Origin of the sequence: Francisella hispaniensis FSC454 (assembly GCF_001885235.1) — a bacterium.
Taxonomy (GTDB): Bacteria; Pseudomonadota; Gammaproteobacteria; order Francisellales; family Francisellaceae; genus Francisella; species Francisella hispaniensis.
Window position 1 is genome coordinate 1,756,122 of record NZ_CP018093.1, and the last position, 18,516, is coordinate 1,774,637.

Genomic DNA, 18,516 nt, shown 5'->3' on the forward strand with positions numbered 1-18,516 from the left:
TTAGACTATCATTTCAAAATTAAAATCACTTTACAAATATAGGGAATTAAATGAAAACTAAAATATTACTAGCGAGCATATTAGGCTGTTCATCAATTTTAACGGGATACGCCAAAGAGAATATTAATAATAATTCGCATATGGTTGCTGGTACAAACTATGCCGGTCAGTTTAAAGCAATTGCAGGTACAGATAAAATTACTGGTGAAAGAATTGTAACATATGCTCTTCCATCTGGATTACTTTCAGAACCTGAAAAATATGCTTCATACGAGATTACATTTGGTAATAGCCACAATGGAATGAAATCTGAAAAATCTGAAGAAATACCAATTAATGAGAATACTCTTACTTATGTGTATAGAGTCTCTGATAAGGTTGCTGAAGGTACTGTATGGGAAGGATATATATTAACTTATGACAAGCAACATGAGACTCATGATGTATTCTCACTAAATCCAGTAACCATACCTGCTATTGATGAGAAAGTATTAATTAGTGAACCACAGGAAGATGGTACAGTCTTTACAATAACTTATGATGATCCTAGTGTTACTTTGAATCCGAGTTTGTCTAACACAAAAAAAGGTGATGTTGTTTTGGATGATGGTATGGAGGTTATTAATGATAGCTCTACAAGCCCTAATCAGCTTAAAGTTAAAATTAATGAAAAAGCCATTCATACGATAAAAGTAAATGTAAGTGATAAACAAGTTAAACAATATAAACTGCAAGTTGGTCCTCAACAGTATCCGCAGAATATTATAGGTAATAATCTTTTTGACATTAATATGATGACGTTGCCAACCTCACCTGGTTATATTGGTTATATGAACATCGCTGGAAATTGTCATTCAGACGGGATTGTTACAAATGATCTTATAAGTTTGAATGGTTCTCGGATTGATCCTTATAAAATTACTCTTAGTTCTGGTAGAGGATTAGATAGAGCAGTACACAAAGCCTTTCCTGTTAGATACTGGATTAATCCAAAAAAGGATTACTATATCATTGATATTTATCTTTATGATGACCACAATAAGCTATTCTTATATGATTTCAGTATGGAACTTGAGTTTAATCCGTCAAGTAAATACTATAAGCAGCTAGCCTCAGAAGAATTGGTCGTACATTATAATGGGAAGGTGATAGAAACTGAGTCAGAAATACATTGGAGTAATCCAGTAGCTGTAAAATAACCTCAGTTTGACGACTGTTTTATATCTATACACTTATAATTATTATTTTTATTGACGAAAGCTCAACAGCTATAAGGTGTGCGTAAAAGCATTATTAATTCATCCATAACTTGTATAAGTCTAAGTTTAGATTATTTTTGAGATAATCAAATACTCTCAGCTAACACAACTTCTTTAAAACTAGTTCTAGGAGCATTTTTCATATTTTTCTTTACATATCAGCATATCCAGTAGTGATCAAATTAACCTGCTCTTTTATTTGGTTTATTTCTAAGCACAGAACTTTTTATAACTTTATTCTTTATAAAGCTTTCAACATATTTAACTTTTATTTTATTAACTTTTTTATATATTGATATTTATTTATATTTAATTTAAAATATAATTTCGAAATTAAAATCACTTTACCAAATATAGGGGAATAAATGAAAATGAAAACTAAAATATTACTAGCAAGCATATTAGGCTGTTCATCAATTTTAACGGGATACGCCAAAGAGAATATTAATAATAATTCGCATATGGTTGCTGGTACAAACTATGCCGGTCAGTTTAAAGCAATTGCAGGTACAGATAAAATTACTGGTGAAAGAATTGTAACATATACTCTTCCATCTGGATTACTTTCAGAACCTGAAAAATATGCTTCATACGAGATTACATTTGGTAATAGCCACAATGGAATGAAATCTGAAAAATCTGAAGAAATACCAATTAATGAGAATACTCTTACTTATGTGTATAGAGTCTCTGATGAGGTTGCTGAAGGGACTGTATGGGAAGGATATATATCAACTTATGACAAGCAACATGGATCCCTTAGTAGCGTATTCTCACTAAACCCAGTAACCATACCTGCTATTGATGAGAAAGTACTAATTAGTGAACCACAAGAAGATGGTACAGTGTTTACGATAACCTATGACGATCCTAGCGTTACTTTGAATCCGAGTTTGTCTAACACAAAGCAAGGTGAGGTTGTTTTGGATGATGGCATGGAGGTTATTGATGATGGTTCTACAAATCCTGATCAGATTAAAGTTAAAATTAATAAAAAAGCCATTCATACGATAAAAGTAAATGTAAGTGATAAAAAAGTTAAACAATATAAGCTACAAGTTGGTCCTCAACAGTATCCGCAGAATATCATAAAAAACAAACAAATAGTTACTGTCGATAATATTAAAAAGCAGAATTGGATTAGTGATAATGTGTATGCTGATATACAACCTTTGATTTATGAGGGTTTACTTAAATCATCCATTTTGGGACTCGTTACTCCAACAGGTGAACTTGGGGCTATTACTTATCAACAAAAAAAATATGTTATAATGGGTGGTGTTAATGTTTCAACTCAAACCATACCAACAAAAGACTCAGATCAACGTATACGAGTCAAATTCGATACTGAATGGCGTACTCCTGATTTTAATTTTATTTCAGCTAGATTTAGGTTCAAGCAATCAACAAGGTTTTATGAACAAGAAGGTATACTCAAATTAGTTATAGATAATTATGACGGTCACGTAATTAAATCTCCAATGGAAATTATTGATGATGCTGAGATAAAAGCTCCAATAACTTGGGATAATCCAAAACCCATTGGTAGTTAAATAAATGTCGGGGAGTGTGAACTAAGAATGTTAAGTCAATACAACTTTTTTATTAGAACTTTCGCACAACCCATTTAGAACAATTTAAAAAATTAAATAGTAATAAATTATGACAGCAGCAAAAACTGAACAATTATCACAAGAAGATCTTCAATTTTTCTATGAGAACGGCTACATTGGTCCTTTTGATGCAATTATTGAAGATGAAGAGTTAGACAATATTTATAAAAAAATATTAGAGCACTCAAGAAATAAAAATGATATCCATCCAGTATATGGGCGTTACTCTAATAGAGATTGGTATCTAGTATATCCTGAGCTTTTAAAATTTGCTTACCATCCACAAGTTCTAAATCAGTTAAAATCTATAATGGGTGAAAATTTAATTTTGTGGCGTAGTAATGTTTTTTATAAACCTCCTGGCACAGGTCCTATTGGATGGCATCAAGAATTTGGAACATTTAGTGGAGAGGATATAGGTAACAATAAACCTAGCTTATTACCTGCTCGTGAAAATGTGAATATCAAAGATCTTGAAAATTCTTTATTGTATTCTCTTGATATGTCAATACCAGAATCAAGACCTTCTGCAAATAATGATTTTTGGGATATAACATTATGGGTAGCGTTAAATGATATAAGTGAAGATATGGGACCTTTGCGAATTCTACCAGGCTCACATAAAAAAAGATACCCAATCAGAATGAAACGACTAGTAGATTCTGATTTTTGGCAAAATCCTTTTGTTGATATTAAAAATAAAACAGAATTGGTTGAAGCATGTAATAACTCTAATTTAGTTCTTGACGTAGACACCTCTAATTTTCTAGAAAAAATTAATATTGATACATATTCTTTTGAAGAACTAAAAAAATTGATCTTAGATCAGTTAGAATCTATTAAAGGAAGTACTACAGTTATCGATGATATAGATGAAACTCAAATAGTTACTTTTCCAATGAAGAAAGGGAGCTATATTATATTTTCAGAAGCTGTAATGCATGGCTCATCTGCAAACACTTCAACTAAAGATAGATTAGCAATAAATTTTAGAATTACACCATCTAGTACGTTAGTATATCCTTCAAGGTTACAAGGAGACTATGTTGATGGGTTTAATATAAATCTTACCAATCATAAAAGTATACTTCTTTCAGGGAAAAATATGAATCCAAACAATGCTATTAGTGATGTTGATATTCATAAACTAAATTCTTAGTTTTTTAAAAGGATGAAGTACTATGGTAATAATTGGAAATTTAAAATTATTTTTATAAACTTTTTAAATTTATCTATATAATCCATATAGTTTCAAGAATAAATATTGAAATGATACAAATAATATAAGCTCTAATTTCATGATTAAGTTAGCTCGTGTTAAAAGCCTATTTACTAATGTAAATACTAAAAAGGAATAAGATTATGGAGAAAAATATACTTCTCTTATACCCAATGAATAACTCTAATCTAGAAAGCTTTATGGAATATGATTTTATAAAGTTATATTGCGTTGTTGATATAAATGATACATGTATTTTGCAACATAAAAAGTTGATTTATCTAAAAATAGATAAGAGTAAAGGTATAGAGCATGCTGTTACAGAAATTAAAAAAGAATATGTTTTTTTTGAATCTGCTCTTTGTAATGACGAGTGGCACTATGAATTTGCTGCTAAAATTTTAGATAGGATAAGAAGTATAGTCAGAGTTAGACTCAACGATATAAATAAAATCTTTTATTCTAAAAGTGACATGAATAATTTCCTGAATAAAAAAATGAAAATCATTAAAAAGGATATGCCATTAGAACTAAAATCACAATTTTTGTCTGATATGTTTAATATAAACGGAACAATTATTACAAAACCTTTAGATCCTAAATTATCAGGAGGAAGTTTCGGCGTTGAGGTATTTAAGTCTTATCCGAAAGCAGTGGATTATGTAAATAATTTAAATTTTGATGTAATTGTGGAACAGTGCTATAAAGGTAAAGAGTATTTTATAGATATGACAACTCTAAATGGAGAACATCACTTTATTGGAGCTTATGAATATATTCAAAATAAAGATATTAAATCTACATTTATAGGGTTAAAAAATGTTAGTGATGTGTACATCATATCAAAATTAAAAAGATATGTGGAAAATATACTCACTAGAATTAATTATATAAATGGTTTTTCTCATATAGAATTAATGATGCATGACGATACTATTAATATGATAGAGTTTAATCCTAGAACATCTGGAGTAGCAGGTATGGCGAATAAAATATCTCAAAAAGTTAATGGTATTACACAGATTAAAAAATATGTATCTATGTTATTTAATAATAAATCAGAAAAAAATTTAAACCAATTTAACTTCGGATATTTATTTTTCATAAAAAAAAATATTCTAGAAACTATTAAAAGTAAATATGATTTCTTTAAGATACCATCAAATAACACTAATATTCCCTTGTACAAGGATATTATAGGGCTTGTTAATATTTATTGTCAAAATGGTTATGAACATATTTTTATAGAAGATATAAAAAACATAATGAAAATTAATTATAATACTGATGATATATCATTTGTTGTAGGCAATGATTTTAAGGAATTGCTTACATAAATATTTTAAACTGTTCCTAGAATTAAATAATTTTAACAATAAAACTTGTTATCAGAAATAATACTTGATGAAATATAGACTTTTAGATGTAAAAATAAAACCGCATGGCGTGCTATTAAGCCAATAAAATTAATCTTCTTTTGAATAATATAATCCATTTGAAGAATTAAGAGCTTTGAGACGAGCATCAGCTTCTTTCAATCTTTTATTAGCTGCTTCAATATCAAGTTTTGAAGCATCTGGATTTTTTAGAACTTCTTTAGCTCTTGCTCTTGCCTTCTCTGCTTCAGCTTGATTAAGGTTTTCAGCTCTCTCCATATCATCAACCATAATAGTTACACGAGTTGGAGTAACTTCTACAATACCACCTGAAACGTATAGCACATCAGTATGCTGATCTTTTCTGACATTTACTACACCAGCTGGTAAAGTAGATAATAGCTCAGTATGACCGTATGCTATCCCCATTTCGCCAGCAGAGCCGCGTAGACTCACCATATCAGCTTCACCTTTGAAAACTGAACCTAGAGGACTAACAACATCAACTTTTAGATATTTTTTTGTCATATAAATAACCTACTATAGAGTTTTTGCTTTCTCAATTGCTTCTTGTATAGAACCAACCATATAGAAAGCTTGCTCTGGTAAATGATCATATTCACCGTTAACTATAGCTTTGAAGCTTGCTACAGTATCCTTAAGTGATACGAACTTACCAGGGTTACCAGTAAACACCTCTGCAACATGGAATGGCTGTGATAAGAATCTCTGAATCTTACGAGCTCTATCTACAATTTTCTTATCTTCATCAGATAACTCATCCATACCAAGAATAGCGATAATATCTTTTAATTCCTTGTATCTTTGAAGCACCTTCTGCACTGCACGAGCTGTTTCATAGTGATCTTGACCTACAACTAATGGATCTAACTGTCTAGAAGTTGAATCTAGAGGATCAACAGCTGGATAAATACCAAGTTCAGCAATTTGACGAGATAGTACAATCGTTGCGTCTAAATGCGAGAAAGTCGTAGCTGGTGAAGGGTCCGTTAAGTCATCTGCCGGTACATATACAGCCTGAACAGAAGTAATAGATCCCGTCTTAGTAGATGTAATACGCTCTTGTAAAGCACCCATCTCAGCAGCAAGCGTTGGCTGATAACCTACAGCAGATGGCATACGACCAAGTAGTGCTGATACTTCTGTACCTGCTAATGTATAACGATAGATGTTATCGATAAACATCAAAACATCACGTTTTTCATCACGGAATCCTTCAGCAATAGTTAGACCACTAAGCGCTACTCTTAATCTATTTCCAGGTGGCTCATTCATCTGACCATATACTAATGATACTTTATCCAATACATTAGAATCTTTCATTTCATAGTAAAAATCATTACCTTCACGAGTTCTTTCACCAACACCAGCAAATACAGAATAACCACTATGTTCTTTGGCAATATTATTGATAAGCTCCATCATTGTTACAGTCTTACCAACACCTGCACCACCAAATAAACCAACTTTACCACCCTTAGCAAATGGACAAATAAGGTCAACTACTTTGATCCCTGTTTCTAATATTTCTGTACTTAATGCTAATTCATCGTACGCTGGTGGAGCTTGATGGATAGATCTTTTCTCAGTATATTCAATTGGTCCAGCCTCATCTATTGGTTCGCCCAATACATTCATGATACGTCCAAGTGTACCATGACCAACTGGAACAGAAATAGGCGCATTTGTGTTCTTAACTTCCATACCTCGTCTAAGACCATCACTAGATCCCATAGCAATTGTACGAACTACACCATCACCAATTTGTTGCTGAACCTCTAATACTAAACCAGCTTCTACTACATTTAAAGCATCATATACTTTAGGCGTGTTATCTCGAGCAAATTCCACATCAATAACAGCACCAATTACTTGAATAATTTTACCTGTACTCATTTACCTCTCCTAAACTGCTGCCGCACCCGAACAAATTTCTGCAAGTTCTTGCGTAATCATAGCCTGTCTTACTTTGTTGTAATCTAATTTTAACTGATCAATTATATCACTAGCATTATCAGTTGCATTTTTCATTGCCATCATACGAGCAGCTTGCTCACATGCTGCATTTTCTAATATCGCGCCTCTGACTTGAGCCTCAATATATCTGATACATAAAGCATTTAGTACTTCTTCTATATCTCTCTCATAGATATAGTCCCAATGCCCTTTAGTTGCTTTTTCTTTATTTGCTTTTATCTCTTCTGCTGAGAAAATATCTTGAATTGGTAGTAATGTTTGTAATCTAGGTTTTTGTTTAATTGTGCTTACAAACTGGTTACTGCTCATATACAGTCTATCAATCTCACCAGCAGTAAACTTATCTAACATTACTTTAACTGCACCACCAATAGCTCTGATACTTCCCTCTTTGTCTTTATCGTTATAATGAGCTGTTGCTATAACGTTAACATCTTTTAATTTTGCAAAGAAATTTTCAGCTTTTGAACCAATCACACATACATCGACGCCTATTCTATCTTCGATATTATTCTTTATATTCTTTAGAACATGTTTAAATAGATTGATATTAAGACCACCACAGAGACCTCTGTCGGTAGATGTGACTATATAGCCAACTCTTTTTACCTCTCTATCGAATAAATAAGGATTAGGATAATCAATACTTGCAGCTGTGACATTTTTGATAATAGTGTTTGCGCTTTCAACATAAGGACGCACATTATTCATCTTAACAATCGCGCCTCTCATCTTACTAGCAGCAACTAATTCCATTGCACCTGTAATTTTTTGGGTGTTCTTAACACTCTGTACTTTGGAACGTATTTCTCTAGCATTAGACATTGTCTATACTCCTATTACCAAGCTTGATTTGCTTTACAGTCTTCAACTATAGCTTTTAATTTATCAGCAATATCAGCATCATACTTACCAGTTTCATTAATTTCTGCAATTACATCGGCATATTTAGTTTCTGCTAATGCATGTAATGCTGATTCAAAAGGTATAACCTCTGAAACTTCTAAACTGTCTAAATAACCATTATCAGCAGCATAAAGTGACAACGCCATTAAAGCCACAGATAGAGTTGAGAATTGCTTCTGTTTTAGTAATTCTGTTACTCTTTGGCCTCTATTTAATTGTGCACGAGTTGCTTCATCTAAGTCTGATGCAAATTGTGAAAACGCTTCTAGTTCTCTATATTGTGCAAGTGCCAAACGGATACCACCACCTAACTTCTTGATAATCTTAGTCTGAGCAGCACCACCAACACGTGATACAGAGTTACCAGGGTTGATAGCTGGTCTTAGACCCGAGTTAAATAAATCAGTCTCTAAAAATATCTGACCATCAGTAATTGAAATCACGTTTGTTGGTACAAATGCAGAAATATCACCTGCCTGTGTTTCAATGATTGGCAATGCTGTTAGTGAACCAGTTTTACCCTTGACTTCACCATTAGTAAATTTCTCGACATATTCTTCATTTACTCTAGCAGCTCTCTCTAACAGTCTTGAGTGAAGATAAAATACATCACCAGGATAAGCTTCACGTCCAGGCGGTCTTCTTAATAGAAGTGAAATCTGTCTATAAGCCCATGCTTGCTTAGTCAAATCATCATATACTATAAGCGCATCTTGACCACGATCTCTAAAGTATTCACCCATAGAGCATCCAGCATATGGCGCAATATATTGTAGTGCTGCAGAATCAGAAGCTGTAGCTGCAACAACAATTGTATGCTCCATTGCACCATGCTCTTCAAGCTGTCTTACAATATTTGCAATTGTAGATGCCTTTTGACCAATAGCAACATAGATACACTTAACACCTGTACCTTTCTGGTTAATAATTGTATCAACAGCAATTGCAGTTTTACCGATTTGTCTATCACCAATAATAAGTTCTCTTTGCCCTCTCCCAATTGGTACCATTGAGTCAATTGACTTAATTCCTGTTTGTAATGCTTGATCTACGGATTTTCTCCAAATAACGCCAGGAGCAATTTTTTCAATAGGTGAAGTTAAATCAGTTGTCACCTCACCTTTACCATCTATAGGATTACCTAAAGCATCGACAACCCTACCTAAAAGAGCCTCTCCAACTGGGACTTCTAATATTCTACCAGTACAGTATGCTTTATCTCCTTCTTTGATGTGCTCATAGTCACCTAAAACTACAGCTCCAACCGAGTCTGTGTTTAAGTTCAGAGCTAAACCATAAACATCACCTGGCAATTTAATCATTTCACCAGCGGCAACATCATTTAATCCATAAATAGTAACAATACCATCAGCTACGCTAACGATTGTACCTTCTGATTTTAGTTCAACAGAATTGTCAAACTTCTCGATTCTTTGTTTTATTAAACCACTTATTTCTGATGGACTTAATTGCATAAGCTCACTTCCTATAATTTATGATAACAAAATATTTTTTAATTTCTCTAAATGGCCAGATACTGAATTATCAATAACTGTATCCCCAACCTTGACCACTGCTCCACCAATTATCGTTGGATCGATATTTATATGCATATCAATTGTGCAGCCAAACTTTTTCTCCAAACTATTTTTCAGACTATCTAAGATATTTTTATCTGTAGTATAAGCTAAAGTAACATCAGCGATTCTAATGTTGTTATGGATATTTTTTATAGACTCGAATTGATTTGCTATCTCTGGCATTATCAACATTTTTTTATTTTCAGCAATCAACGCAAGAAAATTAAAAAAGTTTTCATCTAATTGTTTTTTTAGAGCATCTACAACCTCAGATTGAGATATAGTTGGACTAGATATAATTGCAGATACAGATTTATCTTTGATTAACTCAGAAAATGTTTGAAGCAACTTAGACCATTGTTGTAGTAGGTTACGTTCATTTGCAAACTCAAATGCTGCTTTAGCATACGGCTTCGCAATCACACTTATATTTGTCATGTGTTTACCTTATTAAAAGTTATACTTTTTCTACAAAGTCTTCTAAAACTTTTTTACTAGCTTTTTCATCAACACTTGCCGCTATGATTTTGCTAGCTGCCGCCATAGCCAGACTAACAAGCTCTTGCTTAAGTTGTTCTTTCGCTTTAATCTTTTCTTGCTCTATTTCGGCAATAGCCATACTTTTAATCTTATCAGCAGCGGAAATAGCTTCTTCTTTTGCTTGCTCATCAACCTTATGGGCTCTTACATAAGCATTTTCAACTATTTCAGTCGCTTTAGCTTTAGCCTCACGCAAAATCTCTGCAGACTGTCTCTTAGCAACCTCTAGTTCTCTAGATGCTCTATCAGCAGATGCTAGACCTTCAGCAATCTTTTCTCTACGCTCTTCTAAAGCTTTACGTAGCGGAGGCCATACAAACTTCATTGTGAATCCAACAAAGATTGCAAATGTTATCATTTGCCCTATTAGAGTTATATTAATATCCATCTACTTATCCTTTAGATAATGAAACTTATGATTTTATTGTTTAATTATGCACCAATCACTTTCTGAGCTGCTTCAGCTAAGCCTGGAATTGCTAGAGGGTTTGCATAAAGAACTAAGAAACCAATCGCTATTGATATAGCAGCGAACGCATCAACGAAAGCAGCAACGATAAACATACGACCTAATAACATTCCTCCTAGCTCAGGTTGACGTGCAACCCCTTCAAGGTATTTACCACCTAGAACACCAAAACCTATCGCTGTTCCTAAAGCTGGTAAAGATATAAGCAAAGCTACTGCAACTGCTGTCAGACCATTTAAGTTCCCTAAAACTTGTAAAGACATATCCATTTTTTATTTCTCCTGTTTTATTAAAGATTTATTTTTAGGTTAGTTTAAACTTAGTGAGCTTCCTGCGCCATATTTAAATAAACAACAGTCAGCATCATAAATACAAAAGCCTGTATTAAAACAATTAGGATATGGAATATTGCCCATATACCACCAAGAGTCCACTGAAACCACCATGGTAACAATGCGATAAGAATAAATATAAGCTCTCCCGCAAAAATATTACCAAACAAACGCAGTGACAGTGAAACTGGCTTAACTATTTCATCAACCAGTCTAAAAAAGATATTTAAAGGAAATAACCAAATACCAAAAGGCGCGCTTAATACTTCTTTAACCAATCCGAAACCTTTTGCTTTGAGGTTATAAAAAATCACTAAAAAGAAAACAGCTATTGACATAGCAAAAGTAACATTAGGATCAGCAGTAGGAACAACCCTAAAATAAGCCTCGTGACTTGTAGTAAAGAAACTGATTATCCAACCAAAAAGATCAACAGGAAGTAAGTCCATGAAATTCATCAACACTACCCAAACGAAAATAGTAAGCGCTAATGGTGTAACAAAATCTCTTTTCTGATGGTAGTTTTCAGCAACCATACCATCCATCCACTCCCAAACAGCTTCAACCATATTTTGAAATTTGCCCGGAACTCCGGAATTAGCTTTTCTCGCCACTAAAAACATAGCTGATATAAACACAACTCCTAATATGACACTCACTAATAGTGAATCAACATTAAGCTGCCAAAAAGAACCTTGACCTAAGCTTACTTGCCAGTGATGCAAGTGGTGCTGCACATATTCAGTAGCTACTTGAGAGCCTGCTTCTGTATTTGCCATTATTATATTCCACCAGTATGTATATTATATATTATCTACTTTTTATATAGCCACTTAAGTAAACCTATCTAACCCTTCTGAACAAGATAGGAACAAAACACATTGCTAATTGTAACAAAACTAAACCAAAAATGTAAGAAAATAATTTTGGTTTTACATAAATCGCTAACAATATCGTCAACACCGCTACAACGCTTAGTTTCAAAAGCTCGCTAAGATAAAATATTGCTATTTCAACCCCGGGACTAAACTGTTTATTTACAAATAATCTGAAAAAAAACACAAAATTAGCTAAAAACATTGTTACAGAACCTATTAAAAATGAATTAGCATAAACATAATTATAAAATACCAAAGTGACAAAATAGCCAACTAATGTTAAGATCAGCTGGAGTAAGATAAATTTTTTGGCATCAATTCTAATATTTGCTAACATTAGTCAAATCTCTTTTATTCAAGACATTTTCTTATCATATCAAAAAAGCCTTTATTAGCAAAGAAAAAGCTTTAAAGCTTGATTTATATAACTTTGGAACATAAAATTAAACCTCACACCACCTTAACTAATGGCATATGGAACAAAGGATTTATAATATACGTGGCTACGCATGGATAATAATCATACTTAGCTCATTTTTGTTATTTGACAAATATGTAATGCAAGTATTTCCAAGTCTAATTACTGATGATATGATGTCTAATTTTGGTACTAATGCTACACAAACCGGAGCGTTAGGTTCAGCATTTTTCTGGTCTATCATTATCTGTCAACTTTTTTTAGCTGGACCAATTATCGATAAATTTGGTTTTAGACTAATTAGTCCAATTTCAATTACCATTTCTGCTACAGGCGTTATATTATTTGTTGTCGCAGCTAATTTAGGTAGTCTTAGCATGGCATACATCGCGAGGATAACTACTGGTTTAGGCGTATCTTTTGCGACAATATCTTATCTTAAGGCTGTCTCAGTATGGTTTGAGCCACGTAAATTTGCCTTTGCCGCAAGTTTTCTTGCTACAGCAGCAATGATTGGTGCATTATGTGCCCAAGCACCTTTAGCTTATTTAATAACACTTTGTGGTGATTGGAAGATGGCTATGCTACTTTTCTCTGTAGCTAGCTTATTGATTGCTGTAGTTTATTACATTGTTGTGCGCGATTTCAATCCTAAGCAACCTGAAGCGAGCTCGCCTAACAACCAGCTAAAAACTCTTGATGCTCTCAAAGAAGTTATCAAGAATAAAAACAACTGGCTCTTAACGTTTTATGTTGGATTAAGTTTCACGGCTGTCGATGCTTTTGCTGGATTCTGGGGCAATGCTTATTTTAGAGAAGCATATCATATATCAAGAGAAGAAGCTGCAAGTATAATCTCAATGATTTTTATCGGTATGGCGATTGGCTCACCAATTATTGGCAAATTATCTGAAATTCTTGATAGCAGAAAGGGAGTAATGATATTTTTCCACATAATTGGTACGATTTCACTTAGCTTTGTTTTATTAACAAAAACAACTGCTACGATGTCAGCAATACTATTGTTTATCTTTGGCCTATGTTTAGGGATCTATATGCTTTCATTTGCAATAGGGAATCGTATAAATCCTATAATTATAACTGCAACTGTAGCTGCTTTCATCAATACAGGTGAGCCAATTTTAGGGGCAATATTTGACCCTCTTATAGGATATTTCCTAGATTGGTCATGGACTGGTAAGTATATAAACAAAGCTGGAGAAGTTGTTTCTCAATACACGAGTTCTAGCGATATTAAGTACTTTGAATTAGAGTCATACCATTTTGCATTTACGACTTTAGTTGCAAGTATGATTGCTTCACTTGTAATATTAGTTATGATAAAAGATAAAAAAGACTAATTCTAGTCTTAAATAAATTTCTCGAATCTAGAGTCTAAAGCTGCGGTTACCGATATTTGCTTGTTTTGCTTTTCATCATAGAATTCTAACTTGCCAGCATGTAATAATAACTTATCAACCCCCTTCTCTAGTAATGATTGATCTTTAGTATTAAAGCCATATTTCTTATCTGCGACAATAGGATGACCCATCGCTTTTGTATGTACTCTAATTTGATGAGTTCTACCAGTTTCTAGCTTTATCTCAAGTAGACTAAAACCTCCTTGTAAATGTCTCACAGATATAATCCTAGTCAAAGCTCGTTTTCCATCCTTACTATCAACTTTAACAACACGTTGACCATCTTTAGTTTCAGTTCTTTTTAAAGGCAAATCTATTGTAATGATTTTTTTATCCCAATGACCATGAACTATTGCATAATAAATTTTATCAACCTTACGTTGCTTGAAAATATCAAAAAAATATACCAATGAACTATGTTTCTTTGCCAAAATTACACAGCCTGATGTTTCTTTATCAAGCCTATGCACTAAATCCAAACGTCTCACTTTAGGGCGTAATTGCCTTAGACGCTCAACTAATCCTGAATTGATCCCAGAGCCACCATGGACTCCCATACCTGATGGTTTATCAACTATTATATAATCATCATTCTCATATAGGATACGCTGCTCTAAAAAGTCCAAGTGTGACTGTGAAATTTTTATAGGTTTAGAATCTTCTTCTAAACTAAATGGAGGCACTCTGACAATATCTCCCGCACTTATACGTGATGTCTGCTTCACTCTTTTTTTATTTACACGTAACTCACCTTTACGGATCCAGCGATAAATTAAAGATTTAGGCAAGCATGAAAATCTACTTAACAAAAAGTTATCAATTCGCTGATCTATGACATCATCTGGGACCTCAATAAGTTCAACCTTATTCATCTAAAGCTCCAAACTTTGAGTTTTGCATATCGTTTAACCGACTTATAGTCCGTTGAAACTCAAATTTGAGTCTTTCCCCATTATATAAATCCTTAAAATCACAATTAGCAAGAATTACAACCTTTTTATTCTGATCATAAAACTCATCTATTAAAGCAATAAAGCGCCTAGCCATATCTTCATTATGATGATTAAATCCAACTAGATTATAGATAAAAAGCTGTTCATATGTATCACAGATTTCTATATAATCATGAGCACTTCTACCATCGCCACAAATAACTTTAAAGTCAAAACAAACATCTTTATGACTTAGCAATATTGTCGGAATATCCCTAGCTAAGACTCGTATACTAAGATCTTTATCAAAATGACTATTTCTTAGGAAGAATTTATCAAAGAAATTTTTACGATTATTCTCATTATACGGATAGAGATAATTTAGATACTCAGTAGGCAAACGAAATCTATAATCAACACCAGAATCTAAATTTAGTACATCTACATTTTTAAGTAAAATATTGATAGCAGGTAAGAACAATTCACGTTGTAAACCATTCTTATAAAGCTTTTTCGGCTCTATATTTGAAGTTGCCACTAATACTACACCAAACTTAAATAACTCAGTAAAAATACTCCCTAAGATCATAGCATCAGCAATATCTTCAACGAAGAACTCATCAAAACATATAATTTGTGTTTGCTTTGCCATATCATACGCAACTTTTGATATTGGGTTTTTTTCACCCTGATATTTTCTCAATTGCGTATGAATATTTTTCATAAAATGTGAGAAATGCTGTCTTTTTTTATTCTTTATTGTGAGGTTATTATAAAAGATATCCATTATAAAGGTCTTACCACGACCTACTCCACCCCACATATATAACCCTTTTATAGAAGGATAAAAAGATTTCTTAAATAATCTCAGCTTAGATTTTTTTTTTGAGTCAAGTTGATTCAGTATTTCTTGTAACCGTCTAATAGCTTCAAGTTGTAAAGAATCAACTCTTAAGTCAAGTTCACGAATTTTTTGAAGATAAATATTCTCAAGTTTCATTTTCATTTAACTTCTTTATCTTTTACCAAAACTAGCAAAAAAAATGATACAACCATGCTAAGTACAAGGATTAAAAAAGCATGATGATACGCATTTATATGGAAATATCTGTGCGCCCCCTCTGAAGCTATAGCACTAATATGATTTTGTGCATCTATATATTGACCTGTCCATGTCAAATCTAACAAATGGCCTATTAATGGATCAAATAAAGCCCCTAATAATGGCTCACCAGTATTTATTAAGGCTGCAACTGTTGCAGCGACCACAACTGGATTTATACGATTTCCTATAGCAAAAGCTAGCATATAAACTCCTAAGCAGAAGCCAAAAATAAATAGTAAAACTCCAGATATTGTTGGTGTAAGCTTGAATTGTAGAACTATCGCTAAAGAAATTGTTGCAATAATATGAAAGACAACCATAATGCCAACTCTATTATCAAATTTTTCTGAGAGCTTACCAATTATAGGTGAGCCAATCGCAAGTCCCAAAAACATCATCGAAACAATATAGGAGGCATCTTTTGCCGGTATACTATATAACTCTCTAAAATAGTTATTACCCCAAATTCCGCCAAAAACATCTATAGTAGTAAAAGTAAGACCGGTATATAATGTAAGATACCAATTATTTTTATTTAAAAGAACTTTTTTTATTCCAGCAAGTGTCCCTGTATTACCTTTTGTTTGATTTGCATATGAAGCATCAGGATTGTAATCTCTAACTAACGCTAAGTATAAAAGTGCTATAACAATACTAAAGCAAGCATAACTGATTAATGCTCTATGCCACGACCCTGTAAGCTCAATTAAATAAACTAGCGGTACTTGACCTAACAAAGCGCCAGTCATTGCTGCTGTCATCAAAAAGCTACATACAAAAGCAAACTTACGTGGATCAAACCATACTGCAGCAGCTTTTATATAGCCGACTGTTGCAAATGAAGCTCCAATACCTATCATTAGTCTTGAAACACAGCCTAGTGCAAAACTATGAATATCTGCAGATAATACAAATAACAATAATCCAATTGCAGATAATATTAATGAGAAAAAACTTACTTTTCTAAACCCTAATTTATCAATGATAGGTCCAGCAACAAAAAATTGACAAAACACTACGGACCATAAAAATAACGAAACCATCGCACTCATTTCAGTAGCATTTATTGAAAAGCTACTCATAAGCTCATTAGCAATTAAGCTAGGAGAAACATTCATTATATATTTATCGATTAGTAGGAATGAGCTTAACCCCACTACAATCCAAGCATAGCCCTTTATATTATGTAATTTCATAAACCTCTATCTTTCTAAAAAATTTATTAACTCATCAAAAGCAACTTGTTGTTGTTCTCCATTTTGTTGAAGAAATTTTATACCAGCAAAGCCATTATCTAACTCATCTTGACCAATTATTATAGCAACTTTAGCTCCAGATTTATCTGCTTTCTTAAATTGTGATTTAAAACTACCAAATTTTAGATCCATATCTATTTTAAGCTGGGGAAGCTCTTGGCGAATATTCTCTACTATAGCTAGAGATTGATACAGCTGGGCACTATCTAATACAAAAAACACATCACAAGCATTATCTTGATTAGGCAATTTGCCTAAATCTTCTAATAATATTAACAAACGTTCCATACCTATAGCAAATCCTATTGCTGCTGTTTTCTGACCGCCAAGATTCTCTATAAGGCTATCATAACGACCACCTGCACAGATTGCGCTCTGTGAACCAAGTTTATCAGTAGTCCATTCAAAAACTAAACCAGTATAATAATCCAAACCTCTAACAAGATTTTGGTTTATTTTATACACAACACCTAAAGCATCTAAATATTGACAAGTTTGTTTAAATCTCAAGCGTAAATCTTCATCTATAAAATCAATAAGCTTAGGCGCGTTTGCTAAGATTTTTTGTGTTTTTTCTATCTTAGAATCTAATATTCTTAGAGGATTTTTATCCAACCTCTTGATAGAATCTTCATCAAGCTCAGCATGATATGGTTTTAGGTATTCTAATAGTGCTTGAGTATACTCTTGTCTGTTAAGGCTTGAACCAAGACTATTTAATTCTAGAGTCACATACTCAGAAATTCCAAGCTCTTTAAAAAGACTCCATGTAATAGCAAGAATCTCTAAATCAATAGCTATACCATCAAAGCCATAAGCTTCGACCCCAAGCTGATAAAATTGCCTATAGCGACCTTTTTGTGGTCGTTCATAGCGAAACATCGGGCCACAGTACCATAGTTTCTGCACCTGACCCCGAGTGGCTAAATTATTTTCAATAACCATTCTAACACAACCAGCTGTCCCCTCTGGACGCAGCGTAAGACTATCTCCATTACGATCCTGAAAGTCATAAGTCTCTTTTGAAACTATATCGGATGTCTCACCTACGCTTCTATGAAACAGTTCACTCTTCTCAACAACAGGCAATCTAGTTTCACTGTAATTATATCTATTAAGTATGAGTTTTATTTTTGATTCCAAGAATTGCCATTTATAACTGTCTAGTGGCAATATATCATTAAATCCACGAACAATAGTAAGCTTACTCATAA

General features: G+C 33.0%; 18 protein-coding genes. 5 read left to right on the forward strand and 13 right to left on the reverse strand.

Going from position 1 to position 18,516, the window contains the following annotated elements:
• The first annotated feature begins 50 nt into the window (after positions 1 to 50).
• The 4 genes from FSC454_RS08620 to FSC454_RS08635 all read left to right on the forward strand — a co-directional run bounded on the left by FSC454_RS08620 (position 51) and on the right by FSC454_RS08635 (position 5,428).
• Positions 51 to 1,199: a hypothetical protein gene (locus FSC454_RS08620; protein ID WP_066045233.1), complete on the forward strand. Its 1,149-nt coding sequence runs from the start codon at positions 51 to 53 to the stop codon at positions 1,197 to 1,199.
• 425 nt (positions 1,200 to 1,624) lie between these two features.
• The gene (locus tag FSC454_RS08625; RefSeq protein ID WP_071794829.1) at positions 1,625 to 2,812 is read left to right on the forward strand and encodes a hypothetical protein; all 1,188 of its coding nucleotides are present in this window, start codon (positions 1,625 to 1,627) and stop codon (positions 2,810 to 2,812) included.
• Positions 2,813 to 2,921: 109 nt separating this feature from the next.
• Positions 2,922 to 4,031: a phytanoyl-CoA dioxygenase family protein gene (locus tag FSC454_RS08630; protein WP_066046118.1), complete on the forward strand. Its 1,110-nt coding sequence runs from the start codon at positions 2,922 to 2,924 to the stop codon at positions 4,029 to 4,031.
• A 203-nt stretch (positions 4,032 to 4,234) separates the two neighbouring features.
• The gene (locus tag FSC454_RS08635; protein ID WP_071794830.1) at positions 4,235 to 5,428 is read left to right on the forward strand and encodes an ATP-grasp domain-containing protein; all 1,194 of its coding nucleotides are present in this window, start codon (positions 4,235 to 4,237) and stop codon (positions 5,426 to 5,428) included.
• 129 nt (positions 5,429 to 5,557) lie between these two features.
• Here FSC454_RS08635 and FSC454_RS08640 read toward each other — a convergent pair whose 3' ends face one another.
• The 9 genes from FSC454_RS08640 to FSC454_RS08680 form a co-directional block, all read right to left on the reverse strand.
• Complete coding sequence (locus FSC454_RS08640; protein WP_066046109.1) at positions 5,558 to 5,995, reverse strand: F0F1 ATP synthase subunit epsilon; 438 nt, start codon at positions 5,993 to 5,995, stop codon at positions 5,558 to 5,560.
• Between the two features lie 12 nt (positions 5,996 to 6,007).
• Entirely contained in the window at positions 6,008 to 7,384 is a 1,377-nt protein-coding gene (atpD, locus tag FSC454_RS08645; RefSeq protein ID WP_003019768.1) for a F0F1 ATP synthase subunit beta, read from the reverse strand.
• A 9-nt stretch (positions 7,385 to 7,393) separates the two neighbouring features.
• On the reverse strand, positions 7,394 to 8,290 hold the full coding sequence (locus FSC454_RS08650) for a F0F1 ATP synthase subunit gamma (protein WP_014548991.1): 897 nt from the start codon (positions 8,288 to 8,290) through the stop codon (positions 7,394 to 7,396).
• 14 nt (positions 8,291 to 8,304) lie between these two features.
• A complete protein-coding gene (gene atpA, locus FSC454_RS08655; RefSeq protein ID WP_014548992.1) occupies positions 8,305 to 9,846 on the reverse strand; it encodes a F0F1 ATP synthase subunit alpha in 1,542 nt (513 codons plus the stop codon).
• An 18-nt stretch (positions 9,847 to 9,864) separates the two neighbouring features.
• Complete coding sequence (locus FSC454_RS08660; protein WP_066046106.1) at positions 9,865 to 10,389, reverse strand: F0F1 ATP synthase subunit delta; 525 nt, start codon at positions 10,387 to 10,389, stop codon at positions 9,865 to 9,867.
• Between the two features lie 19 nt (positions 10,390 to 10,408).
• Positions 10,409 to 10,879: a F0F1 ATP synthase subunit B gene (locus tag FSC454_RS08665; protein WP_014548994.1), complete on the reverse strand. Its 471-nt coding sequence runs from the start codon at positions 10,877 to 10,879 to the stop codon at positions 10,409 to 10,411.
• Positions 10,880 to 10,923: 44 nt separating this feature from the next.
• A complete protein-coding gene (locus FSC454_RS08670) occupies positions 10,924 to 11,229 on the reverse strand; it encodes a F0F1 ATP synthase subunit B (protein WP_003019757.1) in 306 nt (101 codons plus the stop codon).
• Between the two features lie 50 nt (positions 11,230 to 11,279).
• The gene (gene atpB / locus FSC454_RS08675; RefSeq protein ID WP_014548995.1) at positions 11,280 to 12,071 is read right to left on the reverse strand and encodes a F0F1 ATP synthase subunit A; all 792 of its coding nucleotides are present in this window, start codon (positions 12,069 to 12,071) and stop codon (positions 11,280 to 11,282) included.
• Positions 12,072 to 12,135: 64 nt separating this feature from the next.
• Positions 12,136 to 12,507 (reverse strand): ATP synthase subunit I, encoded by a 372-nt coding sequence (locus tag FSC454_RS08680; RefSeq protein WP_082810696.1) that lies wholly within the window; start codon positions 12,505 to 12,507, stop codon positions 12,136 to 12,138.
• A gap of 137 nt (positions 12,508 to 12,644) precedes the next feature.
• Between FSC454_RS08680 and FSC454_RS08685 the strand changes: the two genes are divergently transcribed.
• Positions 12,645 to 13,949 carry an MFS transporter gene (locus tag FSC454_RS08685; RefSeq protein ID WP_044247513.1) on the forward strand — a complete coding sequence of 435 codons (1,305 nt, stop codon included), beginning with the start codon at positions 12,645 to 12,647 and terminating at the stop codon, positions 13,947 to 13,949.
• A gap of 8 nt (positions 13,950 to 13,957) precedes the next feature.
• Here FSC454_RS08685 and FSC454_RS08690 read toward each other — a convergent pair whose 3' ends face one another.
• From FSC454_RS08690 to hisS, 4 genes are read right to left on the reverse strand one after another with little or no spacing between them, the layout of a single operon-like run.
• Positions 13,958 to 14,881, reverse strand: a complete 924-nt coding sequence (locus FSC454_RS08690; protein WP_066046104.1) for an RluA family pseudouridine synthase — start codon at positions 14,879 to 14,881, stop codon at positions 13,958 to 13,960.
• Positions 14,874 to 15,941: a cell division protein ZapE gene (zapE, locus tag FSC454_RS08695; protein ID WP_066046115.1), complete on the reverse strand. Its 1,068-nt coding sequence runs from the start codon at positions 15,939 to 15,941 to the stop codon at positions 14,874 to 14,876. The genes FSC454_RS08690 and zapE overlap by 8 nt, the downstream gene beginning before the upstream one ends.
• A 2-nt stretch (positions 15,942 to 15,943) precedes the next feature.
• Positions 15,944 to 17,242 (reverse strand): MFS transporter, encoded by a 1,299-nt coding sequence (locus tag FSC454_RS08700; protein ID WP_014549002.1) that lies wholly within the window; start codon positions 17,240 to 17,242, stop codon positions 15,944 to 15,946.
• Between the two features lie 6 nt (positions 17,243 to 17,248).
• Positions 17,249 to 18,514 carry a histidine--tRNA ligase gene (hisS, locus tag FSC454_RS08705; RefSeq protein ID WP_066046101.1) on the reverse strand — a complete coding sequence of 422 codons (1,266 nt, stop codon included), beginning with the start codon at positions 18,512 to 18,514 and terminating at the stop codon, positions 17,249 to 17,251.
• Positions 18,515 to 18,516: the final 2 nt, after the last annotated feature.